Annotated in this window: 24 protein-coding genes; 8 read left to right on the top strand and 16 right to left on the bottom strand. The window is 72.7% G+C overall.

Translation table 11 applies throughout. The annotated features are described in order from the left end of the window. Positions 1 to 140 precede the first annotated feature (140 nt). The 4 genes from ACFWYM_RS35590 to sigE form a co-directional block, all read right to left on the bottom strand. Complete coding sequence (locus tag ACFWYM_RS35590; protein WP_384846719.1) at positions 141 to 596, bottom strand: sec-independent translocase; 456 nt, start codon at positions 594 to 596, stop codon at positions 141 to 143. Positions 597 to 734: 138 nt separating this feature from the next. Then, positions 735 to 2,765 carry a trypsin-like peptidase domain-containing protein gene (locus ACFWYM_RS35585; protein WP_384846717.1) on the bottom strand — a complete coding sequence of 677 codons (2,031 nt, stop codon included), beginning with the start codon at positions 2,763 to 2,765 and terminating at the stop codon, positions 735 to 737. A 163-nt stretch (positions 2,766 to 2,928) separates the two neighbouring features. Further along, positions 2,929 to 3,987 carry a zf-HC2 domain-containing protein gene (locus tag ACFWYM_RS35580; RefSeq protein ID WP_384846715.1) on the bottom strand — a complete coding sequence of 353 codons (1,059 nt, stop codon included), beginning with the start codon at positions 3,985 to 3,987 and terminating at the stop codon, positions 2,929 to 2,931. Next, on the bottom strand, positions 3,984 to 4,757 hold the full coding sequence (gene sigE / locus ACFWYM_RS35575; RefSeq protein WP_384846713.1) for an RNA polymerase sigma factor SigE: 774 nt from the start codon (positions 4,755 to 4,757) through the stop codon (positions 3,984 to 3,986). Before sigE ends, ACFWYM_RS35580 begins: the two co-directional genes overlap by 4 nt. A gap of 140 nt (positions 4,758 to 4,897) precedes the next feature. On the opposite strand from sigE, the gene ACFWYM_RS35570 reads away from it, so the two are divergent. Beyond that, a complete protein-coding gene (locus ACFWYM_RS35570) occupies positions 4,898 to 5,596 on the top strand; it encodes an O-methyltransferase (RefSeq protein ID WP_384846828.1) in 699 nt (232 codons plus the stop codon). 118 nt (positions 5,597 to 5,714) lie between these two features. Here ACFWYM_RS35570 and ACFWYM_RS35565 read toward each other — a convergent pair whose 3' ends face one another. Then, the gene (locus ACFWYM_RS35565; RefSeq protein ID WP_003966491.1) at positions 5,715 to 5,882 is read right to left on the bottom strand and encodes a DUF3117 domain-containing protein; all 168 of its coding nucleotides are present in this window, start codon (positions 5,880 to 5,882) and stop codon (positions 5,715 to 5,717) included. A gap of 337 nt (positions 5,883 to 6,219) precedes the next feature. Between ACFWYM_RS35565 and ACFWYM_RS35560 the strand changes: the two genes are divergently transcribed. Then, a complete protein-coding gene (locus ACFWYM_RS35560) occupies positions 6,220 to 7,020 on the top strand; it encodes an enoyl-CoA hydratase/isomerase family protein (RefSeq protein ID WP_384846711.1) in 801 nt (266 codons plus the stop codon). 27 nt (positions 7,021 to 7,047) lie between these two features. Here ACFWYM_RS35560 and ACFWYM_RS35555 read toward each other — a convergent pair whose 3' ends face one another. Beyond that, complete coding sequence (locus ACFWYM_RS35555) at positions 7,048 to 7,641, bottom strand: DNA-3-methyladenine glycosylase I (protein ID WP_384846709.1); 594 nt, start codon at positions 7,639 to 7,641, stop codon at positions 7,048 to 7,050. Then, complete coding sequence (locus tag ACFWYM_RS35550; protein ID WP_384846707.1) at positions 7,641 to 8,099, bottom strand: DivIVA domain-containing protein; 459 nt, start codon at positions 8,097 to 8,099, stop codon at positions 7,641 to 7,643. Before ACFWYM_RS35550 ends, ACFWYM_RS35555 begins: the two co-directional genes overlap by 1 nt. A gap of 142 nt (positions 8,100 to 8,241) precedes the next feature. Between ACFWYM_RS35550 and folP the strand changes: the two genes are divergently transcribed. Beyond that, positions 8,242 to 9,102 (top strand): dihydropteroate synthase, encoded by an 861-nt coding sequence (gene folP, locus ACFWYM_RS35545; RefSeq protein ID WP_384846705.1) that lies wholly within the window; start codon positions 8,242 to 8,244, stop codon positions 9,100 to 9,102. Positions 9,103 to 9,277: 175 nt separating this feature from the next. On the opposite strand, the gene ACFWYM_RS35540 is transcribed toward folP, so the two are convergent. Both ACFWYM_RS35540 and dapE read right to left on the bottom strand, forming a co-directional pair. Then, positions 9,278 to 10,027 (bottom strand): TIGR00730 family Rossman fold protein, encoded by a 750-nt coding sequence (locus ACFWYM_RS35540; protein WP_384846703.1) that lies wholly within the window; start codon positions 10,025 to 10,027, stop codon positions 9,278 to 9,280. Positions 10,028 to 10,126: 99 nt separating this feature from the next. Beyond that, positions 10,127 to 11,215 (bottom strand): succinyl-diaminopimelate desuccinylase, encoded by a 1,089-nt coding sequence (gene dapE / locus ACFWYM_RS35535; RefSeq protein WP_384846701.1) that lies wholly within the window; start codon positions 11,213 to 11,215, stop codon positions 10,127 to 10,129. A gap of 83 nt (positions 11,216 to 11,298) precedes the next feature. On the opposite strand from dapE, the gene ACFWYM_RS35530 reads away from it, so the two are divergent. Together ACFWYM_RS35530 and ACFWYM_RS35525 are read left to right on the top strand one after the other, a co-directional pair. Beyond that, entirely contained in the window at positions 11,299 to 12,273 is a 975-nt protein-coding gene (locus tag ACFWYM_RS35530; protein ID WP_384846699.1) for a heavy metal transporter, read from the top strand. Between the two features lie 325 nt (positions 12,274 to 12,598). Next, a complete protein-coding gene (locus ACFWYM_RS35525) occupies positions 12,599 to 13,090 on the top strand; it encodes an ATP-binding protein (protein ID WP_384846697.1) in 492 nt (163 codons plus the stop codon). A gap of 93 nt (positions 13,091 to 13,183) precedes the next feature. Here ACFWYM_RS35525 and ACFWYM_RS35520 read toward each other — a convergent pair whose 3' ends face one another. Beyond that, complete coding sequence (locus ACFWYM_RS35520; protein ID WP_384846695.1) at positions 13,184 to 14,263, bottom strand: ArsR family transcriptional regulator; 1,080 nt, start codon at positions 14,261 to 14,263, stop codon at positions 13,184 to 13,186. A gap of 129 nt (positions 14,264 to 14,392) precedes the next feature. Between ACFWYM_RS35520 and ACFWYM_RS35515 the strand changes: the two genes are divergently transcribed. Then, positions 14,393 to 15,646 carry an MFS transporter gene (locus ACFWYM_RS35515; RefSeq protein ID WP_384846693.1) on the top strand — a complete coding sequence of 418 codons (1,254 nt, stop codon included), beginning with the start codon at positions 14,393 to 14,395 and terminating at the stop codon, positions 15,644 to 15,646. Here ACFWYM_RS35515 and dapC read toward each other — a convergent pair. After that, positions 15,559 to 16,656 (bottom strand): succinyldiaminopimelate transaminase, encoded by a 1,098-nt coding sequence (gene dapC / locus ACFWYM_RS35510; protein ID WP_384846691.1) that lies wholly within the window; start codon positions 16,654 to 16,656, stop codon positions 15,559 to 15,561. The two genes, ACFWYM_RS35515 and dapC, sit on opposite strands and share 88 nt — an antisense overlap. A gap of 142 nt (positions 16,657 to 16,798) precedes the next feature. Next, on the bottom strand, positions 16,799 to 17,119 hold the full coding sequence (fdxA, locus tag ACFWYM_RS35505; RefSeq protein WP_030573070.1) for a ferredoxin: 321 nt from the start codon (positions 17,117 to 17,119) through the stop codon (positions 16,799 to 16,801). 143 nt (positions 17,120 to 17,262) lie between these two features. Between fdxA and ACFWYM_RS35500 the strand changes: the two genes are divergently transcribed. Beyond that, entirely contained in the window at positions 17,263 to 18,303 is a 1,041-nt protein-coding gene (locus ACFWYM_RS35500) for a GNAT family N-acetyltransferase (protein WP_384846689.1), read from the top strand. 151 nt (positions 18,304 to 18,454) lie between these two features. Beyond that, positions 18,455 to 19,315, top strand: coding sequence for a tetratricopeptide repeat protein (locus ACFWYM_RS35495; RefSeq protein ID WP_384846687.1), 861 nt, complete (start codon positions 18,455 to 18,457; stop codon positions 19,313 to 19,315). Positions 19,316 to 19,944: 629 nt separating this feature from the next. Here ACFWYM_RS35495 and ACFWYM_RS35490 read toward each other — a convergent pair. The 4 genes from ACFWYM_RS35490 to ACFWYM_RS35475 all read right to left on the bottom strand — a co-directional run bounded on the left by ACFWYM_RS35490 (position 19,945) and on the right by ACFWYM_RS35475 (position 23,616). Next, complete coding sequence (locus ACFWYM_RS35490) at positions 19,945 to 20,565, bottom strand: response regulator transcription factor (RefSeq protein WP_384846685.1); 621 nt, start codon at positions 20,563 to 20,565, stop codon at positions 19,945 to 19,947. Further along, positions 20,562 to 21,776, bottom strand: a complete 1,215-nt coding sequence (locus ACFWYM_RS35485) for a sensor histidine kinase (protein WP_384846826.1) — start codon at positions 21,774 to 21,776, stop codon at positions 20,562 to 20,564. Before ACFWYM_RS35485 ends, ACFWYM_RS35490 begins: the two co-directional genes overlap by 4 nt. A 110-nt stretch (positions 21,777 to 21,886) precedes the next feature. Continuing rightward, the gene (locus ACFWYM_RS35480) at positions 21,887 to 22,681 is read right to left on the bottom strand and encodes an ABC transporter permease (protein WP_384846683.1); all 795 of its coding nucleotides are present in this window, start codon (positions 22,679 to 22,681) and stop codon (positions 21,887 to 21,889) included. Beyond that, positions 22,678 to 23,616, bottom strand: a complete 939-nt coding sequence (locus tag ACFWYM_RS35475) for an ABC transporter ATP-binding protein (RefSeq protein ID WP_384846681.1) — start codon at positions 23,614 to 23,616, stop codon at positions 22,678 to 22,680. The genes ACFWYM_RS35480 and ACFWYM_RS35475 overlap by 4 nt, the downstream gene beginning before the upstream one ends. Positions 23,617 to 23,862: the final 246 nt, after the last annotated feature.

The following is a 23,862-nucleotide window of genomic DNA, read 5'->3' as shown; positions in this document are numbered from 1 at the left end:
GCCCCCCTCGGGCGTCCTCACGCCGGACAACAAGGCAGGATAGCCACACCTTTTGCGCGGGGGTTCGAGGCAGGGGGCGGCGGCAGGTCATCTGGCCGGTCTCAGACGGTTCCTGAGCGGGCGGCCGGACCCCGTGTGAGTCAGGTGGCGTCGGCGTCGAACGGGGGTCGCTCGTCGGCCGTGACGGCCTCCGGCTTCTTCACCATGTCGGGCTTCTTGCGCATGTCGAGCTTGCCGCCGGACGAGTCGCCGTCGGCGTCGGAGGTGTCGCTGTCGCGGCCGTGCACCGCGTCCGCCACCTCGTTGATCTCCTTCTTCAGGTCGAATCCGTTACGGATTTCCTTCAGACCGAGCTCGTCGTTGTCCAGCTGCTTGCGGATGAACTTCTTCGGGTTGAGGTCGTCGAACTCGAAGTCCTTGAACTCCGGGCCGAGCTCGTCCCTGATGTCCCGCTTCGCGCCGTCCGAGAACTCGCGGATCTTGCGCAGCGTGCGCGAGGCGTCCTGGATCAGCTTCGGCAGCTTGTCCGGGCCGAAGATGAGCACGGCGAGGACGACAAGCGCCACCACTTCCAGGGGGCCAACGTCTGTGAACACCTTCAGCTCCTCGCCATCCGAACCTCGACCACGGTACCCGGCGAGGCTGTCCGTCCGGTAGCCGCTGGGCAACAACGTGGATCAGGATCGGTGCCGCCACCAATGACCGCCCTCAATGACCGCCGTCAGCCGCCGCCCTCAGCCACCGTCCGAGGCGCCGAGCACCAGGGTCACCTTCCGTTGGGCGCCGCCGCGCTCGACCGTCAGCTGGAGGCTGTCCTTCGGCCGGTGCGCCCGGACCTTGACGATGAGTTCCTCGCCGGAGTGGACGCGCTGTCCGTCGACCTCGGTGATGACGTCGCGGGGCTTGATCCCGGCCCTGTCGCCGGGGCCGCCGCGGTTGACGGCCGGGCCGCCGGTGTTGCCCTTGGCTGCGACGCGGGCGCCGTCGCCCGAGTACTGCATGTCGAGTGTGACGCCGATCACCGGGTGGGTGGCCTTGCCGGTGTTGATGAGTTCCTCGGCGACGCGCTTGCCCTGGTTGACCGGGATGGCGAAGCCGAGCCCGATGGACCCGGCCTGGCCGCCCTCGGGCTGTGAGCCGCTGTCGGCGGAGCGGATGGCGCTGTTGATGCCGATGACGCGGCCCTGCGAGTCGACCAGCGGGCCGCCCGAGTTGCCCGGGTTGATGGGGGCGTCCGTCTGCAGCGCGTCGACGTAGCTGATGTCGCTGCCGTCGCCCTTCTCGCCGCCCGCGGTGATGGGGCGCTCCTTGGCGCTGATGATGCCCGAGGTCACCGTGTTCTCGAGGTCGAAGGGCGCGCCGATGGCCACGACGGGGTCGCCGACCTGGACGTTCTCCGAGTTGCCGAGGGGCAGCGGCCGAAGGCCCCGGACGCCGGAGACCTTCACGACGGCGAGGTCGTAACCGGTGTCGCGGCCCACGACCTTGGCCTTGGCGCTCTGGCCGCCGCTGAACGTCACGGAGATGTCGCCGCCCGCAGCGGCGGGCTCGACCACGTGGTTGTTGGTGAGGATGTGGCCCTTGCCGTCGAGGACGAAGCCGGTGCCGGTGCCCTGTCCGTCGTCGCCGCGCACATGCAGGGTGACGACGCCGGGCAGCGAGCGCGCGGCGATCCCCGCGACGCTCTCCTTGGGCCGGGCCTTGGACTCCGCGCCGGGCTGGTCCAGTTGTACGTCGCTGAGGCTGCCGTCGCGCTCCAGGTAGGCCCCGGCGACGCCCCCGATGAGGCCCGAGATGATGGCGACGACGGCGGTGTAGGTCACGAAGATCCGCCGACTGCTCCTCTGCCGCTTCTCCTTTGACGGAGGCGGCAGGGCCCCGTTCTGCTGCAGGGGCGCGTTCGCGTTCCAGGGGTCGTAGCCCTGCCAGGCGGGGGCCGGGGCGGGCGCTGGGGCGGGGGGCTGCTGGGCCTGCGGCTGCGGTTGCGGGGGCTGGGGCGCCTGCGGTGCCAGTGGCTGCGGCTGGAGCTGTGGCTGGGGCGCCTGCGGGGGGAGGTGGGTGCCGTGCGTCGGGGTGGTGACCGCCGGGGCCGGGGGCTGCGGGGCCGGGGGCTGCGGGGCCTGCGGCGGCAGTTGGGTGCCGTGGGCCGGGGTCGCCACCGGGTGCTGGACGGGCGGTGCGGGCGCCCAGGGGCCGGGCTCGCCGTAGGGCGGGGTGCTGTAGGGGTCGGGGTCGTGGAGGGGGCGGGGGCGCTCGGTGTCGGCCGGGGTGGGCGCGGGCGTCCGGGGTGCGGCATCCGCCGGGGTCGAGGCGCTCATGGTGTCGCTGTGGGGGGCCGCGTCCGCGTGGGGGGCCGTCCCCTGCGGGGGTATCGCGTCCTGCGCGGATATCGCGTCCGCCCTTGCGGTGAACGGCGCTTCGGGCCCGGCCGTGGGCGTTCCCTCCGGCCCCACGACAGGCGCCCCTTCCGTCCCGGCAGCGAAGGGCACATCACGCCCAGCTGTGAGAGACACATCCGACCCGGCCGCAGGCGATCCCTCCGCCCCCACGGCGGGAGACGCATCGGGCCCCGCCGTGAGCGGCACGTCCGCCCCGGCGCTCAGCGGCGCACCCGGTCCCGCGACGGACGGCACGCCCGGCCCGGCCATGGGCGGTTCCTCCGGCCCGGCGACGGGCGGCGGCGTGTCCATGCCCTCGGGCGCCCCCGGCGCCTGGGCCCTGGGACGGCTCCACCACTTCGCCTTCGTGGGCTTCCCCTGGTCCATGCTCTCCCCACAACTGGCCTGCGCCGGGCGCCCGTTGAGCCACCCGCCGCGCGGCGGTAGCCGCACCTTGACTGTTTTCCGGGCCCCGCACACGCCGGAATCCCCGGCGGGCCTTGGCCCACCGAGGATTCAATCAGGTTCCGCCGCCGTCGCGCAGAGGGCGTCAGCGGATGGACGTCGAGCCGGCCTGCGAAGCCCGCAGGGGCGTCGAGGACGGTGCGGCCGCGGGGTCGGCCGGAGCGCCCGCCGCTCCCAGGGGCGGCACCACGGGTCCGGCGGCGGCCGTCGCGGAGGGCGAGGCCGATACCGAGGCCGACGGGGACGGGTCGGAGGGAGGAGTCGGTGTCGCCGGGCGTATCAGCGGGGACATCACCGCGGCCCCGGCGCTCAGCGGCGCCGTGAGCTCATGCAGACCGGGCAGCGACGCGCCCCCGTCCACGGGCGGAGCGGGCATCGACGGCACCCCCGGCAGCAGCGGCGCCGCCGCCTCGGTCGGGGAGACCGGCGCGGACAGGGCGCCGGGCCGCTGGCCGCGCAGGGCGAAGGGACCCGGGCTCCGGCGGCGCAGGGAGTCGGGGGTGGCCGCCGAGGCGCCCGTGCCCGCCGAACGCTGCGGCGTCACATTGCTGTTGCTGCCCGAGCCGCTCGCGCGGTCCGTCGTGTCCGTGGGGACACCCGCCGAGACGCCGCCGAGCGCTATCGCCGCGAGCGAGACCGCGCCCGCCGCGGCGAAGGCGAACCGCCGCCCGCGCCAGGCCGACCGCTCCGCCTCGTGGCGGCTGACGTCATGGATGCGCAGGCCCCGCCCCGCGCTGGGCAGCACGGCGGCATGGGCGCCCGAGGGCACGTACTCGAAGGGCTCGGCGCGGGATCCGAAGAGCCCGGACGGGGGCAGCCCGGCCGAGTCGGTGGAGCCCGTGGCGAAGCCTTCGTCACCGAAGGGGCTTCTCGGGCCTGACGGGTCACCTCCGGGGAGGCCCTGGAGGCGGGCTAGGAAGCTGTCGGACGGAGGCGGCGGTGCGGTCTGTGCGAAGACGCTCTTCAGCCGCCGCTGCGCGTCGGCCTCGGTCTTGCACATCGCGCAGGTCGCCAGATGTGCGAGGACGCGCTCGCGCGCGTCATGGCCCAACTCCCCGTCCACCAGGGCGGCGAGTCGGTCCCCCAGATGCTGCTCGGCCTCGGCGAGATGCCGTTCGGCAGGATTCGACCGTGATCCACTCACGCGGTCGCGCCCCCTCCTCCCAGCGCCAGGGCTCCGGTGACCGCGAGCGAGCGGCGCTCGGCGCGGGCCTCGGGCGAGCGGTGGGACAGGGCCTTGCGCAGCTGCGAGCGGCCACGGTGGATACGGCTGCGGACCGTACCGAGCTTGACCCCGAGGGTCGCGGCGATCTCCTCGTACGACAGGCCCTCGATGTCGCAGAGGACCACGGCGGCACGGAACTCGGGGGCGAGGGTGTCGAGGGCCTGCTGGACGTCCGCGTCGAAGTGCGTGTCGTTGAACGCCTGCTGCGGGGAGGGCTCACGGCTGGGGAGGCGCTCGGCGGCGTCGTCCCCCAGGGCGTCGAAGCGGATGCGCTGCTTGCGGCGCACCATGTCCAGGAAGAGGTTGGTGGTGATGCGGTGCAGCCAGCCCTCGAAGGTGCCCGGCGTGTACGTCGACAACGAGCGGAAGACGCGGACGAAGACCTCCTGCGTGAGGTCCTCGGCGTCGTGCTGGTTGCCCGTCAGGCGGTAGGCGAGGCGGTAGACGCGGCCGCTGTGCGTGCTGACGATCTCCTCCCAGGTGGGCGGAGTCCACGCCTGCGATTCCGCGTCAGCGGCAAAGGTCGCGGTCTGCGCGGAGTCGGCGGCGTGGGTTCGTGCAGCGTTGTTGGTCACGGATTTCGGCTCACCCGCCAATCCGAGAAAGCGCCTCAGCGCTCCTCCCCGATCCGCGGACGCAGCCGCACCTCCCCTGTCGGCTCTGGTGGTGTCCAGTGGAGCCCCTACCATAACCACCCCGCCCGTTAGCTCCGGATAAGCGTTTTTACCGAGATTTGCCAGTTGGCCGTACGTGAATTCCGTACGCGCCTCAACGGGTTGTGCCCCGTCTCGGCCGCAGGCCCTCACACCCCTTCTAAACGCCCGGTCCCATCTGCGGGTTCCCGCCCCCAACGGATACAGTCACGGCCAGGCATACACGGGGACAGGAGAGGGCCATTACCGGCAACCGGCAGACGAGCTGGGCGTTCGCTGACGCCTTTGTCGCCGAGGACGAAGCTCTGCGCTGGGCCCGGGACCGGGCCCGCGAGGCGGGGCTGCCCTCGGTGTCGCCCGGCACCGGCGCCGCGCTGCGGTTGCTCGCCGCCACCGCCGACGCCAAGGCGGTCGCCGAGATCGGTACGGGCACGGGCGTGTCCGGCATCCATCTGCTGCACGGCATGCGCCCCGACGGCGTCCTCACCACCGTCGACCCGGAGCCGGAGCGCCAGCAGTTCGCCCGGCAGGCGTTCCGGGCGGCCGGCTTCGCCGGGAACCGCGCGCGGTTCATCCCCGGCCGCGCCCTCGACGTCCTGCCGCGCCTCGCGGACGGGGGCTACGACCTCGTCTTCTGTGACGGCGACCGCATGGAGTGCCTCGACTATCTCGCTGAATCGTTGCGCCTGCTCCGCCCCGGCGGCCTCGTCTGCTTCGAGGGCGTCTTCTCGGACGGGCGGACGGTGGACTCGGGGCCGCAGCCCGTGGAGGTGCTGCGCCTGCGCGAGCTGCTGCGGACGGTGCGGGAGAGCCAGGACCTGGTGCCCACGCTGCTGCCGGTGGGTGACGGACTGCTCTGCGCGGTCAAGAAGTAGGCCCTCGCGAAGGCGGCCCCATCAAGATCACGTACGGCCTCGGGACCCCGGACACAGCGCTGCCCCGGACCGTCGTACGATGCCGGGGCAGTGCATGAAAAGTGTGGGCGCTTCCGCGTCAGCCGACGACCTTCTTCAGGGCGTCGCCGAGCGCGTCGGCCTCGTCCGGGGTCAGTTCGACGACAAGTCGACCGCCGCCTTCGAGGGGAACGCGCATGACGATGCCCCGCCCCTCCTTGGTCACCTCGAGCGGGCCGTCGCCCGTCCGCGGCTTCATGGCCGCCATGCTCGTTCCCCTTCCTGAAACCAGCTCATCGCAGCCGACAACCCAGGTGTCACCGGCATCGAACACATTGCTTCCAGGCCATTATCCCGCATCGCAGGACCCGATGACCAACATCGGTCGGCATCGCTTGGGCAACGCGCGCCCGCAAAACCACTCAATTCGGGGATGTGGCTGCGATACTTCGCCGCCTCTCGTGTCCCTGCGCGCCGGAATTGTTTGACGCAGGTCACATATCCGGGCTCATGTCCGCGGCCGATGATCTCCGTCATGCTGGGCTCGGACGTACCGGACGACCACGACCGCGCAGACCAGCGCAGGACAGCGGAGGGGACCCACCATGGCCGACACCGTGCTCTACGAAGTGAGCGACGGACTCGCGACGATCACGCTGAACCGCCCCGAGGCGATGAACGCGATGAACACCGAGGCCAAGGTCGCCCTGCGGGAGGCGGCGCGCTCGGCCGAGGCGGACCCCGCGGTGCGGGCGGTGCTGCTGACCGCGACCGGGCGCGCCTTCTGCGTGGGCCAGGACCTGAAGGAGCACATCGGCTCGCTCTCGGCGCCGCGCGACGCGGGCTCCGGCAAGACCATGAGCACCGTCTCCGAGCACTACAACCCGATCGTGCGGGCCCTGACCGGGATGCCGAAGCCGGTGGTCGCCGGGGTCAACGGCGTCGCCGCGGGGGCGGGCTTCGGGTTCGCGCTCGCCGCCGACTTCCGGGTCGTCGCGGACACCGCCTCCTTCAACACGTCCTTCGCCGGGGTCGCCCTGACCGCCGACTCGGGGGTCTCCTGGACGCTGCCCCGGCTCATCGGGCCCGGCCGCGCCGCCGACCTGCTGCTGTTCCCGCGCACCGTGAAGGCGCAGGAGGCCCTGGACCTGGGGATCGCCAACAGGGTCGTACCGGCGGCGGAGTTGGCGGACGAGGCGCGGAAGGTGGCGCGGGTGCTGGCGGAGGGGCCGACCCTCGCCTACGCCGCGCTCAAGGAGTCCCTCGCCTACGCCGCGAGCCACTCCCTGGACGAGGCACTGGAGAAGGAGGACGAGCTCCAGGAGCGGGCGGGCAACTCCGAGGACCACACGATCGCCGTCAAGGCGTTCATCGCCAAGGAGAAGCCGACGTATCTGGGCCGCTGAACGAGCCGCTGAACGAGCAGCTGAACGTCAGCGGGCACCCGACGCCTCGCGGGCCACGCAGTCCGCGAGGTGGTCGTTGACCAGGCCGCACGCCTGCATCAGGGCGTAGGCCGTGGTGGGGCCGACGAAGCGGATGCCGCGCTTCTTCAGGGTCTTGGAGAGGGCCGTCGACTCGTCCGTGATCGCCGGGACGTCGGCGAGGGTGCAGGGGGCCGGGCGGCTCGCGGGGTCCGGGGCGTGGCTCCAGATCAGCTCGTCGAGCTCGCCCTCGGACCAGTCGGCCAGCACGCGCGCGTTGGCGAGCGTCGCGTCGACCTTGGCGCGGTTGCGGATGATGCCCGGGTCGGCGAGCAGGCGCTCCCGGTCCGACTCCGTGAACGCGGCCACCTTGGCGATCTCGAAGCCCGCGAAGGCGGTGCGGAAGCCCTCGCGGCGGCGCAGGATCGTGAGCCACGACAGGCCCGACTGGAAGGCTTCGAGGCAGAGCCGCTCATAGAGCGCGTCGTCGCCGTGGACCGGGCGGCCCCACTCGTCGTCGTGGTACGCCACATAGTCCTCGGCCGACAGGCCCCAGGGGCAGCGCAGGCCGCCGTCGGGCCCGCGGAGTGCGTCCGTCGTCATCACTTGTCGTCCCCCGTCCGCTCGCCCTGCTCGGGCTGCTTGTCCTGCGGTTCCTGTGCGTCCGGTGCGTCCAGCTGATCCGGCTGGTCCTGGGTGCCGGAGGGGTTCTTGGCGGTGCGCGCCGCACCGTACTCCTTGAAGAGGGCGGGGCCGCCGACCGCCGTCGCCTGGGCGCCGGCGAGCGCCGCCTCCAGCTCCGCGATACGGGCGTCCCGCTCGGCGAGCTCGGCGCCGACGCGGGCCAGCGCCTCGTCCACGTCCGCCATGCGGTAGCCGCGCGGGGTCATCGGGAAGCGCAGCGCGTCCACGTCGGCGCGGCGCAGGGGGCGGTCCTGGGGCAGCGGGTCGGCGAGGTGCTCGGGCGCGGTCTCGGGCAGCGCGCCGCCGCCCCCTCCGACGACGGAGAGGGTCACCGCCGCGACCACCACGACGAGGGCGATGACCAAGAACAAGAACAAGACCATCTCTTCGGTCCCCACGCTCGACTGCCGGACTGTGTTGCAAGTGTCAGGGTCCGATCGTGCCATGCGGGTGTGACAGTTAAGGTCGCAGGCGGCTGATCGGCACCAACGGCAACAACCACGAGGAGGGCCACGGCGGATGCTCAGGCTTGGGCGGCGCGAGTTCGACGCGCACGAGCCGGTGATCATGGCGATCGTGAACCGGACCCCGGACTCCTTCTACGACCAGGGCGCCACGTTCCGCGACGAGCCCGCCCTCGCGCGCGTGGAGCAGGCGGTGGCCGAGGGCGCGGCCATCATCGACATCGGCGGGGTCAAGGCCGGTCCCGGCGACGAGGTGAGCGCCGAGGAGGAGGTGCGGCGCACCGTGGGCTTCGTGGCCGAGGTGCGGCGGCGCTTCCCCGACGTCGTCATCAGCGTCGACACCTGGCGCCACGAGGTCGGCGAGGCCGTCTGCGAGGCGGGCGCCGATCTGCTCAACGACGCGTGGGGCGGCGTCGATCCGCGCCTCGCGGAGGTCGCGGCGCGGTACCGGGTGGGGCTCGTCTGCACGCACGCCGGGGGCGCGGAGCCGCGGACGCGGCCGCACCGGGTGACGTACGAGGACGTCATGGCGGACATCCTGCGGGTGACCGTGGGGCTCGCCGAGCGGGCCGTGGAGCTCGGGGTGGAGCGGGAGTCCGTGCTGATCGATCCGGGGCACGACTTCGGGAAGAACACGCGGCATTCGCTGGAGGCGACGCGGCGGCTCGGCGAGATGGTCGACACCGGGTGGCCGGTGCTCGTCTCCTTGTCCAACAAGGACTTTGTGGGCGAGACGCTGGACAAGCCGGTGAAGGAGCGGGTGGTGGGGACGCTGGCGACCACTGCGGTGTCCGCGTGGCTGGGGGCGCAGGTGTACCGGGTGCATGAGGTCGCGGAGACACGGCAGGTGGTGGACATGGTGGCGACGATCGCGGGGCATCGTGCGCCTGCTGTCGCCCGGCGGGGGCTGGCGTAGGGGGCCCTGCCGGGGGCTCTTTTCCCCGATCCCGCCCCTTCCCGAAACGGCGACTCCGTCGCCCCTGGGCGGGCCTTCCTGGGGCTTCGCCCCTAGACCCCCGTATCGGCCTGAACGGCCTCGTCCTCAAACGCCGGACGGGCTGAGTGGTCCAGCCCGTCCAGCGGATGAGGAACTAGCGGCCGACCTCCTTCGTCACCAGCGCCACCGCCTCGTCCACGTCGTCCGTCACGTGGAACAGGAGCAGGTCGCGCTCCGACGCCTTGCCCTGGGCCACCACCGTGTCGCGGAGCCAGTCGACGAGGCCGCCCCAGTACGCCGAGCCGAAGAGGACGATCGGGAAGCGGGTGACCTTGCGGGTCTGGACCAGGGTGAGCGCCTCGAAGAGTTCGTCGAGGGTGCCGAGGCCGCCGGGCAGGACCACGAAGCCCTGGGCGTACTTGACGAACATGGTCTTGCGCACGAAGAAGTAGCGGAAGTTGACGCCGATGTCGACGTGCGGGTTGAGGCCCTGCTCGAAGGGGAGCTCGATGCCGAGGCCGACGGAGACGCCCTTCGCCTCACGCGCTCCTCTGTTGGCCGCCTCCATGGCTCCCGGGCCGCCGCCCGTGATCACCGCGAAGCCCGCGTCGACGAGCGCCCGGCCGATCGACACCCCCGCCTCGTACTCGGGAGAGTCGGCCGGGGTGCGCGCCGAGCCGAAGACGCTGATGGCGGACGGGAGTTCGGCGAGGGCGCCGAAGCCCTCCACGAACTCCGACTGAATGCGCATGACCCGCCAGGGGTCGGTGTGCACCCACTCCGAGTCACCTTCGGAGTCGAGGAGGCGTTGGTCGGTGGTGCCGGGCGTGATCTGCTCGCGCCGCCTCACCACCGGCCCCAAGTACTGCTCCTCCGGCGGACCCTGCGCTTCCGGACTGCCCATGAACGTCCCCTTCCGCTGACGGTCTTGCCTGGTGTTGCTGGAAGTGCCACTTCAGCGTAGGTGGACGGGGGTGACGAATGGCGTAACTCATGGCGTCACTCAGGAGGTGAGCCACGCACGCAGGCGTTCCTCGGCCTCGGGGATCAGGGATGCCTGGACGCGCTCGTCGACCTTGTGGGCGAGCAGCTGGGCGCCCGGGCCGTAGTTCACCGCGGGCACCCCGAGCGCGCTGAAGCGGGAGACGTCGGTCCAGCCGAACTTGGGGCGGGCCTCGCCGCCGACGGCCGCCATGAAGGCGACAGCCGCGGGGTGGGTGAGGCCGGGCCGGGCGCCTCCGGTGTGGTCGTCCACGATGAACTCCGCGATGTCACAGTCCGCGAAGAAGTCCCGTACGAACTTCTCCGCCTCGGCCTCGGTGCGGTCGGGCGCGTAGCGGAAGTTGACGACCACGGTGCAGGCGTCGGGGATGACGTTGTTGGCGACGCCCGCTTCGACGCGGACGGCGTTGAGGCCCTCGTGGTACTGGAGGCCGTCGACGACGGGCGTGCGCGGTTCGTAGGCGGCGAGCTTGGCGAGGATCGGGGCCACCTTGTGGATCGCGTTGTCGCCCATCCACGCGCGCGCGGAGTGCGCCCGCTCACCCGTCGTCTTCAGGAAGACGCGCAGCGTGCCCTGGCAGCCGCCCTCGACCTGGCCGTCCGTGGGCTCCAGGAGGACCGCGAAGTCGCCCGCCAGCCAGTCCGGGTGGGCCTCGGCGACGTGCCCGAGGCCGTTGAGGTGCGCGGCGACCTCTTCGTTGTCGTAGAAGACGAAGGTGAGGTCGCGGTTGGGCTCCGTGACCGTCTGGGCGATGCGCAGCTGGACCGCGACGCCGGACTTCATGTCGCAGGTGCCGCAGCCCCACAGGACGCCGTCCTCGTCGAGGCGGGACGGGACGTTCGGCGGGTTGTCCGCGATCGGGACCGTGTCGATGTGCCCGGCGAGGATCACGCGCTCGGCGCGGCCCAGGTTCGTGCGGGCCACCACGTTGTTGCCGTACCGGTCGACGGTGAGGTGCGGCAGCGGGCGCAGGGCCGCCTCGATGGCGTCCGCGAGGGCCTTCTCGGCGCCGCTCGGGGACGGGAAGTCGACGAGCCGGGCGGTGAGCGCGGCGGCGTCCAGCGTGAGGTCAAGCGACGTGTCAGCCATGACTTCGACCCTAACGCCACCCCACGCCACCTCGGCGCGCCGCCTTGTCAGCGCCCTCTGGGCCCTCCAGTACCTTGGTGCGCGTGCCTGAGCCCCCCACCCTCGTCCGGCGCGGCCGCCCCTCCCGTATCGGAGCAGCCGTCGCGGTGCTGCTCGCGGTCACGGGCTATGTGGTGGTCGATTACGTCTCCGGGGGCAAGCCCGCACCACGCTGCGAGGTGGTGTCGGCGAACTCCCGCGAAGGCGCCGGGGCGTCGTACGAGTTCACCGCCGAACAGGCGGAGAACGCGGCGACGGTGGCCGCCGTCGGCACCTCGCGCGGCATGCCCGAGCGCGGCGTGACCATCGCCCTCGCGACGGCGCTGCAGGAGTCGGGGCTCTACAACATCAGCCACGGCGACCGCGATTCGCTCGGCCTGTTCCAGCAGCGCCCCTCGCAGGGCTGGGGGAACGAGCGGCAGATCATGGACCCGGCGTACTCGGCGGCGCGGTTCTACGCCCACCTGGACAAGGTCCCCGGCTACTCCCGGCTGCCCCTGACGGTCGCCGCCCAGCGCGTGCAGCGCAGCGGCTTCCCCCAGGCGTACGCGAAGCACGAGCCGGACGCCGCACTGCTCGCCGCCGCGCTCACCGGCCGCGCCCCCGCGGCCTTCACCTGCGAGGGCCGCCCGGTCGCGGCCGCCGGTGACCCGGCGAAGGTCAGGGCCGCCCTGGACCGCGACTTCGGCGCGGGCACGGTCCCCGGAAGCGCGAGAAGCGGGAACGCGAGAAGCGGGAAGGCGTCCGGTGGTGAGCGGGGCCGCACCCTCGCCGTCCCGGTGTACGCGACGCGCGCGGGCACGGACGGCGGCGCCCCGCAGCGCGGCTGGGAGCTGGCCCACTGGGCGGTGGCCCACTCGTCCGCGCTGCGTATCGAACGGGTCTCCTACGCGGGCCGGGAGTGGAGCGCCGACGCGGCGGGGAATGAGTGGCGCAGGACGTCCGCCGCGGGCGCGGGAAAGGGCGGCGAAGGCGGGGACCGGGGTGCGGACGAGGTCCGAATCGTCACTGCGCAGTAGTGCGGCGCCTCACTCGATCAGGCGACCGCGAGCGCACCGGTTGGACGTCGGTGCGCACTTCTTTCCCCTCAGGCGTCACGGGCTTCAAATCCCTTGAGAACAAAGGGAATTAAGGATTCGTCCGGGCCTGACGGGCAATGCCCTTTGCCCGATTTTATCCGCGGTCGATAATGCGACGCATTACCAACTCTTTACGCAGGGCCACCGCAACCTTCGCGGCCGTCGAGTCGGTAGTCACTGCGTCCGAACGCTGGAGACGATCAAGCCCGGTCGCTTCCCCGGATCTCCGGACACCCCAACGTTCTCTCCCGTCTGAAGGAGCATCATGTCCCTCCCCCTGACCCGTCGGATCGCCCGTGCCGCCCTGCTGGGTGCCGCCGGCGTAGCTTCCGCGGTCGGTGCGGCCGGCTCCGCAAGCGCCGTGGACCTCCCGGCCGCGCCCGACCTGGGCGGCCTGACCGCTCTGGACGGTGCCGGCCTGGGCAACACCGTCGACGGTGCCGCTCAGAACGTCAGCGGCCTCGCCGGCGACACCGGCAGCAAGGCCGTGAAGAAGGCCGTCCCGACCGCGGGCAAGGCCGTGGGCAAGGGCGCGAAGACCGCGACCCCCGCCGCGCAGAAGGCCGCCGGTGACGTCGCGGGCAGCGCGGGCGAGGTCCTCGGCGAGACCGCGGGTGCGGCCACCGAGGGCGGCCTGCCGACCGACGCGCTCGGCGGCGGTCTGCCCACCGACGCCGTGACCAAGGGCGGCCTGCCCACCGGTGGCCTGCCCGCCGCCGACTCGCTCCCGCTCAAGGGCCTGCCGCTGGGCGGCTGAGCCCGGCTGCTCGAGCAACACGCATGAGGGTGTGGGGAGTTGACGCTCCCCACACCCTCTTCGCTTGCCCACCCCCCCCCGTAAGTACGCGGCTCAGGAACGCGCCCCCGCCCCCTCCGACTGCGCCTTCACCAGCACCTCCCCCGCCCCCGTCCGGAAATAGAGCACCGAACGCCCCGCCCGCCGCCGCCCCGCCAGCCCCGCGTCGAGCAGCACCCGCAGATGGCGGCCCACGGAGCCGAGCGCCTGCCCCGTGAGCGCCACCAGTTGGGTCGTGCTCTTCGGCGTGGCCAGGAGCATGAGGACGGCCGCCCGGCCCGGGCCGAGCAGTCGGGCGAGCGCCTTGGGCGCCACCGTGCGGTCCACGTCGGCGAGGGCGCCCGAGCAGGGGTAGATCACCGCGTACTGATCCAGCACACGGGCCGATTGATCCGATGTATCTGCCACATCTGCTGTATCTGTCGCATCCGACGTATCTGTCGCATCTGCCGAGTCGGAGGTCCGCCAGGAGACCCAGCCCTGCGTCGGCGTCACCGGCACGAAGAGCAGCCTGGCCCCCGTCACATCGCGCGGCGGGTACACATGCGTGTTCACCTGGAGCGTGCTCTCCCCGAGCCAGCGCATCCCCGGACGCATCCCGGCCAGGGCCGCGACCCAGCCGCCCTGCCCCAACTGGGCGGTGCGGGCGAGCACATCGGCCTCGATGATCCGGCGCCGCCGCGGCCAGTCCGGGAGCACCGCCGTCTCCCACACCCACTCCAGGAGATCGGCGGCACGGTCCGGCAGATCCGACCTCTCCCGGAGTTCGGCGGGGAGCGGGCCGCCGTGCGAGACGGTCAGGTCCGCGCGGGCGGACTCGGCAGGCGCCGCCCGCACCTCCGCGACCTCGTCCGCGAACGAGCGCTCGCCCTCGCCGCTGGGCGCGGGCGTCAGGAAGTCCGCGATCCAGCGGGTGGCGTCGCCGGTCGCGGCCGGGACGAGGCGCGCGGTGACCGGGTCGGCCGCCAACCGCCGCCGGTACGCGGGGAGATGGTCCCGCAGCCAGGCCCGCTCCCCCGGGTGCGTGGCCGCCTCGCGGGCCAGCGCGAAGAGGCACGCGGTGGTCTCCGCCAGCGGCGACACGGTGAACCGGGTCTCCGCGAGCGTGTCCGCGCTGATCCGCCACTGGCTCATCGCCGTGCCCCTCCCCCGCCCGCCCGGCCGCTCGCCCGCCCAGCCGCCCCGGACCGCGTACGTCTCGACCTTTCGCCCTGCCGCGAAACGTTAACGCGCCCTGCCCGCCCCCGCCGAGACTCGGCGCTCATGCGCACCTATCGCGAGCTCTTCCGCACCCCGGAGTTCACGCCCCTCTTCCTGACGGCCGCCGCGACCGTGGCGGCCCAGACCGTGAGCGGGCTGGGCCTGGCCACGCTCATCTACGCGGCGACGGGCTCTCCCCTGCTGTCCGCCCTCGCCATGTTCGGGCCCTCGCTCGCCCAAGTCGTGGGCGCGACCGTGCTGTTGTCGGCCGCCGACCGGCTGCCGCCGCGCGCCGCGCTGAGCCTGCTCGCCCTCGCCTTCGCCGTGGGCACCGCCGCGCTCGCGCTGCCGGGCCTTGCGGTGGGGGCGGCCTTCGGGGTCGTGCTCGCCCTGGGCGTGCTCGGCTCGCTCGGCGGCGGGGTGCGATACGGGCTGCTCAACGAGGTGCTGCCGAGGGACGGTTACCTGCTCGGCCGGTCCGTGTTCAACATGGCGGCGGGGGCCATGCAGATCTGCGGGTTCGCCACCGGCGGCATCCTCGTGACGGCGCTCTCGCCGCGCGGCACGCTGCTGACCGGGGCCGCCCTCTACGCCGCCGCCGCGCTCTGCGCCCGCTGCGGGCTCAGCCGCAGGCCGCCCCGGGCCACCGGCCGCGCGTCGGCGCGCGCGACCTGGCGCACCAACGCCCTGCTGTGGTCGAGCAGGCCGCGCCGGTACACCTTTCTGGTCCTGTGGGTGCCCAACGGCCTGATCGTGGGCTGTGAGTCGCTCTACGTCCCGTACGCACCCCGGAACGCGGGCCTCCTGTTCGCCTGCGCCGCGCTCGGCATGCTCGCGGGCGACATCGTGACCGGCCGCTTCGTGCCCGCGCACTGGCGCTCCCGGCTCCGCCTCCCCCTCAACCTGCTGCTCGCGGCGCCCTATCTGGCCTTCGCCCTCGACCCCTCGCTGCCCGTCGCGGTGGCCGCCGTGGTGCTGTCCTCGGCCGGGTACTCGGCGAGCCTGCTGCACCAGGAGCGCCTGATGGCCCTGACGCCGGACGAGTTGAGCGGGCACGCGCTCGGCCTGCACGCCTCGGGGATGCTCACGATGCAGGGCGTGGGGGCCGCGCTCGCGGGTGCCGTGGCGCAGTGGACGTCACCCGCGGACGCGATGGCCCTGGTCTCGACGGTGTCCGTGGCGGTCGCCCTCGGACTCGCGTACGCGGACCGGCCAGGCCGTGGGCCCGCTCAGGAGAGCCGCTCGACCGCCTCGGCGACGCGCTCGTCCGACGCCGTGAGCGCGACCCGTACGAAGCGGTCGCCCGCCGGGCCGTAGAAGTCGCCGGGCGCCACGAGGATGCCGAGCTCGGCGAGGTGCGCGACGGTGTCCCAGCAGGACTCGTCGCGGGTGGCCCAGAGGTAGAGGCTGGCCTCGCTGTGCTCGATGCGGAAGCCGTGGCCGACGAGCGCGTCGCGCAGGGCGGTGCGGCGGGCCACGTAGCGGGCGCGCTGCTCGTGCACGTGCGCGTCGTCGCCGAGGGCCGCGACGGTGGCGGCCTGCGTCGGCGCGGAGGTCATCATGCCGCCGTGCTTGCGGATCTGCAGCAGGTCGCCGAGGACGTCCGCGTCACCGGCGATGAAGGCGGCCCGGTAGCCCGCCAGGTTGGACCGCTTGGAGAGCGAGTGGACGGCGACGATGCCCTCGAACGAGCCGCCGCACACCTCCTCGTCCAGGACCGAGACGGGCTCCGCCTCCCAGCCGAGCTCCAGGTAGCACTCGTCGCTGAAGAGCAGCACGCCGTGCTCGCGCGCCCAGGCGACGGTGCGGGTCAGCTCCTCCTTGGAGAGCACCCGGCCGGTGGGGTTCGAGGGCGAGTTGAGCCAGAGGAGCTTGAGGTTCGTGGGGTCGAGCGCGGTCGGGTCGTCCCCGTACGTCACGTACTCGGCGCGGGCGAGGCGGGCGCCGACCTCGTACGTCGGGTAGGCGAGCCGCGGGTAGGCCACCACGTCGCCCGGGCCGAGGCCGAGCTGGGTCGGCAGCCAGGCCACCAGCTCCTTGGAGCCGACGACCGGGAGCACGTTCTGGTGGGTGACACCACGGGCGCCCAGCCGGCGCTCGCACCAGCCGGCGATGGCGTCACGCAGCTCAGCGGTACCCCACACCGTCGGGTAGCCCGGGGAGTCGGAGGCGGCGGTCAGCGCCTTCTGGACGAGCTCGGGCACGGGGTCGACGGGAGTGCCCACGGAGAGGTCGACGATGCCGCCCGGGTGGGCCCTGGCCGTGGCCTTGAAGGGCTCCAGCTTGTCCCAGGGGAACGCGGGAAGGCGGTCATTCAGTGTGGTCATGGGGCAACTCCCGTGGTGCGCAGGTTACTTGCGGCCGTCGTGCCGATCGTCCGTGCGGTGCGACGGCTTCGGCGTACATGCCGAGGTCCCGCACGGCAGACTGCCGTACGGGACCGGGGCATGACGCTCCGAGCGGCCGCTGCTACTGATTCTGCGGCGGCAGCGCGGCGATGAAGGCGTGGTCCCGCTCGATGAGACCGAGCTTGCTCGCACCGCCGGGCGAACCGAGCTCGTCGAAGAACTCGACGTTCGCCTTGTAGTAGTCCTTCCACTCTTCCGGAGTGTCGTCCTCGTAGAAGATCGCCTCGACCGGGCAGACCGGTTCACAGGCTCCACAGTCGACGCATTCGTCCGGGTGGATGTACAAGGACCGGGAGCCCTCGTAAATGCAGTCGACCGGGCACTCCTCGATGCACGCCTTGTCCTTGACGTCGACACAAGGCTGCGCGATGACGTAGGTCACGCTGTCGTTCCTCCTCGATACGGGCGTTGGCGGGCCGTCCTCAGGCTCCGCTCGCCTGGCGCGCGGGAGCGCGGCGTCGTCGATGCCCGCCCCTAGTATCACCGTTCCCGGGCATGATCCGTACAGGAGGGGCGAACAGAGCTGTGGAATTCACTGCGGGCGGACGGCTAGAAGTCCGAATCACCCCATCTGACGTGGGCAAACGTGTCTCTGTTCGGCGCCGATACGAACCGGCAACAACAGATGGCACATTCACCGACACGGTGGGTGTTCTCACATCGTGGGACAACGGTGTGGTGGTGATCACACGACGAAATGGCGAGAGTGTCCGGATCGCCGAGGACACGCTGGTCGCGGGCAAGGTGGTCCCCGCAGCCCCCGCGCGCCGGCGCGGTCCTGCCGCCTCGTACGAGGAGTTGGCGCGGGTCACGGCGCGGGCCTGGCAGCCGGTGGAGAGCGAGCGGCTCGGCGACTGGGAGCTGCGGGCGGCGTCCGGCTTCACCCGCCGGGCCAACTCGGTGCTGCCGACCGGCGATCCGGACCGGCCGCTGGACGACGCCCTTGCGTACGTACGCCGTTGGTACGCCGATCGCTCCCTGCCCGCCTACGTCCAGACGGCCACCGGGGCGGAGGGAACGCAGGAGACGCTCTGTGCGCAGCTGGCGGAGCGGGGCTGGTCCCTGGAGGTCTCGGCCGCGGTGCACATCGGCGGGCTCGCCCCGGTCGCCGACCTGGACGCCGACGCGGACCGGGTGCGGCTCGCACGCTCCGTGGACGACGCCTGGCTCGGCCGCTACCAGCGGCTCGGGACGCCGGGCCCCGACGTCCTGAAGGTGCTCGGCAGCGGCCCCTCGGTGTGGTTCGCGACGGTGCCCGGCGAGAGCCCCGACGCGGGGCCCGCGGCGATCGGGCGCTGTGTGGTGGACGGCCGCTGGGCGGGCTTCATGGCCGTCGAGGTGGACCCCGGGTGCCGGCGGCAGGGGCTCGCCACCGCCGTGATGGCCGCGCTGTCCCGGCAGGCCCTGGCGGAGGGGGCGTCGGCGGCATGGCTCCAGGTCGAGGACGACAACGAGGGTGCGCGGGCGCTGTACGACGGGATGGGCTTCGCGCGGCACCACGCCTACCACCACTACCGGGAGCCCGCGCAGGGCCGCACGGCCGACCACGGCCGAGAGCGCCCGTAGAGCCCCGGGCCGCCCTCGGACGCCCTCTGCCGGGGGCGCGCGGCCGGGGGTGGCCGAGGCCCCGGCCACCACCCGCCGACCCACCCGCTTCCCGACTCCGACTTCCCGACTCCGACCGCTAGCGATCGGACTGAGAGGGCACGAGGCTCCTATGCATCCCCGATCCGGCTCCGCCGAGTGGCGCCGTCGATTCGCCGAAGAGGCCAGGTCCGAGCGGCCCGACCTGGCCCTGCTCTGTCTGCTCATCGGCGCCGAGGCGGACCCCGGCCTGGACGAGGCGGGGCTCGACGCGGCCCAGATCGAGCTCGACCGGCTCGCCGGGCTGGTCCCCTTCCGGCCCGGCGGCCCCCGGCAGTGGGCCACCGCGCTGGCCGAACTCCTCGGCGTCCGCTGCGGTTTCCAGGGCACGCCCGCCGACTACCAGCGCCTGGAGTCCTCGCTCCTTCATGAGGTGCTGCGGCGCCGCAGGGGCCTGCCGATCCTGCTGTCCGTGGTGTGGATCGAGGTCGCGCGGCGGGCCGGGGCGCCGGTGTACGGGGTGGCCCTGCCGGGTCACTTCGTGGTCGGCTTCGGCCCTCAAGGGGGCGTTCCCGGCGGCGACTTGGAGAACCAGGTCCTCGCCGACCCGTTCGACAGCGGACGGGTCCTGACCGGTACGGACGCGGAGCTGCTGGTGGCCGGGGCGACGGGGGCGCCGCTCGACCCGTCGATGCTGAGCCCCGCCGATCCGCTCGACATCGTGCTGCGCGTGCTCAACAACATCCGTGCATGGGCCGCCGCCCGGCCCGAGCGCTCGGACGTCGCCCTGTGGGCCGTGGAGCTCTCCCTCCTCCTCCCCTCCCACCCGGCCCGGCTGCGCTATGAGCGGGCTCAACTCCTCGTACAGCGTGGGGAGTTCCTGGAGGGGGCGGCGGAACTGGAGGGTTACGCGGAGGTGGTGACCGCGGTGGACGAGGAGGCGGCGGAGCGTGTGCGGGCGCTGGCGCGGGCGGCGAGAGCTCGGCTGAACTAGTCCCTGGGGCTGGGCTTTTGGGTGGGGCACCGTTCGCCGGGGGGTGCGGGTGGTCCCTGCGGGGCTCTTTCCCCAATCCCGCCCCTTCCCGAATCCGCCGACTCCGTCGGCCCTGGCGCACCCTCCTGGGGGCTCCGCCCCCAGACCCCCATCGGCCTGAACGGCCTCGTCCTCAAATGCCGGACGGGCTGAAAGGCACCCCCCGGAGCGAGGCTGACGAGGCACCCCGTTGGGGGGGTGGGAAGGGCGGGAAGGGGAGGCCGGGCGGGAGGGAAAGGCAGGGGCAAGGCGGGAGGGAAGCCGGGGACGGGCGGGAAGCGGGGACGGCCTGCAGACGCGCGACGGCCAAGGGGCAGGTAAGCGAGGACGGCCTACAGACGCGCGACGGCCAAGAGGCGAGTAGCGAGGGAAGGGGCGACGGCCCGCAGGCGGACGACGGCGCAAGGGGTGGGGACGCGGCGGTATGTCCGCCCGCAGTACAGCAAGCAACCCAAGCCAGTACTCATGAACTCGTCCGGCGCCCCCGGCTTTTCGAGGACGGACATACCGCCGCGTCCCCACCCCGCCCCCACGACGCGACGGGGCAGAGCAGAGCAGGGCAGGACAGGGCAGGACCGGACAGGCGCGAGCTAGAGCCAGCCCTTGTCCCGCGCGATCCGTACCGCCTCCGCCCGGTTCCGTGCCGCCAGTTTCTGGATCGCCGTCGACAGGTAGTTGCGCACCGTCCCCTGCGACAGGTGCAGGGCCGCCGCCAGTTCCGCGTTCGTGGAGCCGTCCGCGGCCGCGCGCAGGACCTCGCGTTCGCGGTCCGTCAGGGGGTTCGCGCCCTCGGCCAGGGCCGCCGCCGCGAGGGTGGGGTCGATGACCCGTTCGCCCGCGAGCACCTTGCGCACCGCCTCGGCGAGTTGGGCCGCCGGGGCGTCCTTGACCAGGAACGCGTCGGCGCCCGACTCCATGGCGCTGCGGAGGTATCCGGGGCGGCCGAACGTCGTGAGGACCACCAGTTTCACGCCGGGGAGCGCGGCCCTGACCTCGGCGGCCGCCTCGATCCCCGTCTGTCCCGGCATCTCGATGTCCAGGAGCGCCACGTCCACTTCGTGGGCGCGCACCGCGTCCAACACCTCGTCGCCGCGCGCCACTTGGGCCACCACGTCGATGTCCGGCTCGAGGCCGAGCAGCGCTGCGAGCGCCTCGCGGACCATGGACTGGTCCTCGGCCAGGAGGACTCGGATGCTGCGGTCGTCGCTCATGCCGGTGATCCTATGGCGGGCGCCTGGGCGCCCGGCGCATCACCCTCGCCGGCGGTCAGCGGGACCCGCGCGGTGAGCTGAAAGCCGCTGCCGCGGCCGGGTGCGGGGGCCGTCTCCAGGACGCCGCCGACCGCCGCGAGCCGCTCGGTCAGCCCCGTCAGGCCGTTGCCGTTGCCGTTGCCCGGGGCCGCACCACCGGGGGCGCCACCCGGCCCCGTGCCGTCGTCGGTGACCGTCAGCTGGAGGACGGGGCCGCCGAGGGTCTCGCGGGCGGCGAGGGTCACCGTGCAGCGGCGGGCGCCGCTGTGCCGTACGACGTTGGTGACGGCCTCCCGCAGCGCCCAGGCGAGCGCGGTCTCCTCCTCCCGGCCGGGGAGCCGCTCCGCCTCGAGCGGGACGTCCGCCTCGACGCCGGCCGCCGTGAGCGCCGTACGGGCCCCGGCGAGCTCGCCCGCGAGGGTGCGCCTGCGGTAGCCGGTGACCGCCTGGCGGACGTCCACCAGGGCCTGGCGGCTGACCTGTTCGATGTCGGCGACCTGCTGGGCGGCCTTGTCGGGGTGGTCGGGGAGCATGCGCCCGGCGAGCTCGCTCTTGAGCGTGATGAGGGAGAGCGAGTGGCCGAGGAGGTCGTGCAGGTCGCGGGCGAGCCGCAACCGCTCTTCGTTGGCGGCGAGTTGGGCGACGGTCGCGCGCGCCTGGCGGAGCTGGATGGTCGTGCGCACCAGTTCGCGCACGCCGGTCATCGCGAAGCCCACGAGGAGGGTGATGATGCCGAGGTTGGTGATGAGGTCGCCGAGCCCGTCGTCGCGCAGCCCCACCAGGATCATGACGAGCGTGACGCCGGGGATGGCCCACAGCGCGTACCGCATCGGCAGGACCGCCGCGACGGACACCGCCACGTACACGAAGAGGCCGAGCCACGCGTCGCCGAAGCAGAAGGCGAGGACCACGGCGAGGACGAACAGCAGCGCGATCGAGGCGAGGACCACGCCCCAGTCGATGATCTTGGTGGTGTAGCGGAAGACCAGCGTCAGATAGCAGACCGCGAAGGCCGTGAGGCCGAACCAGCCGAGGAGGGTGGCCGGGCCCGAGTGGTGGCCGTCGGCCAGGTCCTTGGCGGGAGAGGCGAGGAAGACCAGCCAGATGCCGATCCAGAGCGACTTCGTCAGGATCGCCCGGCGGCCCTGCGGGGGCCGCCCGAAGGTGTGCAGGGGGTGGGACTCATGGGACTCATGGGAATCGCCGCTCCCGCCGCTCCCGCCGCTCCCGCCGCTCCCGGCACCGGTACCCCCCGCCCCGGTGCCCTCCGCGTCTGTCACGCTCACGCCTTCAGTGTGTCCTTCCGGTACAGCCACGCCGCGCCGCCCGCGAAGAGCAGGAAGTACGCCACGAGGAGCACGACGTCCTTCGCGTGCGGGGCGTCGCCCAGTTCGATGGCCCGGCCGAGGGCAGCGTACGCGTGGGTGGGCAGCCATGAGGAGATGTCCTGCAGCCACTGCGGGAAGGTCGTCGTCGGCATCCACAGGCCGCCGAGGATGGAGAGCCCGAAGTAGATGATCATCGTGATCGGGCGGACCGCGTCGCCGGACGCGAGATAGCCGATGGCGACGCCGAGCGCGGCGAAGCAGAGGCTGCCCGCCCAGATCGCGCCGGTCAGCGCGAGCCACTGCCAGGCGTCCAGGCGGACGTCCTTGACGAGCGCGCCGACGGCGAAGACCACGATGATCGACGGCAGGCTGACCACGGCCGCGCTCGCCGTCTTGGCGAGGACGTAGCCGCGCCCCGGCAGGCTCGTCAGCCGCAGCTGGCGCACCCAGCCGCTCTCGCGCTCCTTGGCGATGCGCTCGCTGTTGCCCATGAGGACGGCGGTCAGGGCGCCGAACGAGGCCATCGAGACCATCATGAACGCGGGCACGCTCAGCCCGGTGCCGTCGACCCGGCTGCCGCTGTCCTGGCTGCCCGCGACGATCAGGAAGAGGATCGACGGATAGATCACCGAGAAGAACAGGAACTTGCGGTTGCGCAGGGCCCGGGTGATCTCCAGCTTGATCAGCGCCCGCGAGGCGAAGGCGCTGCGGACGTACGAAGTCCCGGGCGCGCTCAGGGTGTTGGTCATGCCGCCTTGGCCTCCTCGGCTGCGGTGATCGCGACGAATGCCTGCTCGAGGCCGAGGCCCGCGACCTCCAGATTGCGGGGGTAGACGCCGAGCCCGTACAGCGCGTGCACGGTCGCGTCGGCGTCGGTCGACTGCAGCCGGACCGTGTGGCCGGACACGTCGAGCGTGGTGAGGAACGGCAGCGCGCGCAGCTGCTCGGCGAGCGCCGCGTCGATGACCTCCAGGTCGAAGGCGACCTTGCGGGCGCCCGCCTTGGCCTTGATCTCGGCGGCCGTGCCGTCGGCGAGGAGGCGGCCGCGGTGCAGGACCAGGACCCGGTCCGCGATCGCGTCGGCCTCCTCCAGGTAGTGGGTGGCGAACAGGACCGTGCGGCCCTGGTCCGCCTGCTCGCGCATGGTGGCCCAGAATGCCTGGCGCGCGGTGACGTCCATGCCGGTGGTCGGCTCGTCCAGGACGATCAGGTCGTTGGCACCCGCGGTGGCGAGCGCGAAGCGGACGCGCTGCTCCTGGCCGCCGGAGAGCTTGTTGACCTTGCGGTCCGCGATCTGGCTGATGTCGGCGCGCGCGAGGACGTCGCCGACCGGGTACGGCCGGGGGTGCAACGCACAGGCGAGCCGCACCAGTTCGCGGACCGTGACCTCGTCCATCAGGCCGCCGCTCTGCAGCATCGCCCCGACCCGGCCCGCCGTGATGGCGTCCCTCGGCGGGGTGCCGAAGACCTGGACGGTGCCGCTGTCGGCCTGCCGCAGGCCGAGCAGCAGGTCGAGCGTGGAGGACTTGCCCGCGCCGTTCGGCCCGAGGAGGGCCACCGTCTCGCCCGGATGGAGATCGAGCGTGAGGGCGTCCACGGCGCGGACGTCTCCGTAACTCTTACTCACCTGCGTGAAGCTCACCACGGGGGCGACCGGGGCAGCTCCTCCTGCTGTCGTCGTCATGTGATCCATCGTGGCTGGTCACAGGCGCGGGGCGGCAGTGTCGAGTGTGGTGAGTCGGAGATGACAGATGTCATACGGGACCGGGGCGCAGCTGCCGTACGGAGCCGGGGCGCAGCAGCAACGGCGAGGGCCGGGCGGGCTCGATGAGTTTTGCCCCCCCCCCCCCCGGGGGGGGTGAGGGGGGCAGTCCCCATGGCACAGGTTTTGGGCGGGGCGCATGCGGTGGTTGTGAAAAACCCCACCCGC

Origin of the sequence: Streptomyces sp. NPDC059009 (assembly GCF_042740175.1) — a bacterium.
GTDB lineage: Bacteria > Actinomycetota > Actinomycetes > Streptomycetales > Streptomycetaceae > Streptomyces.
This window is presented reverse-complemented; position numbering and strand designations above follow the sequence as displayed.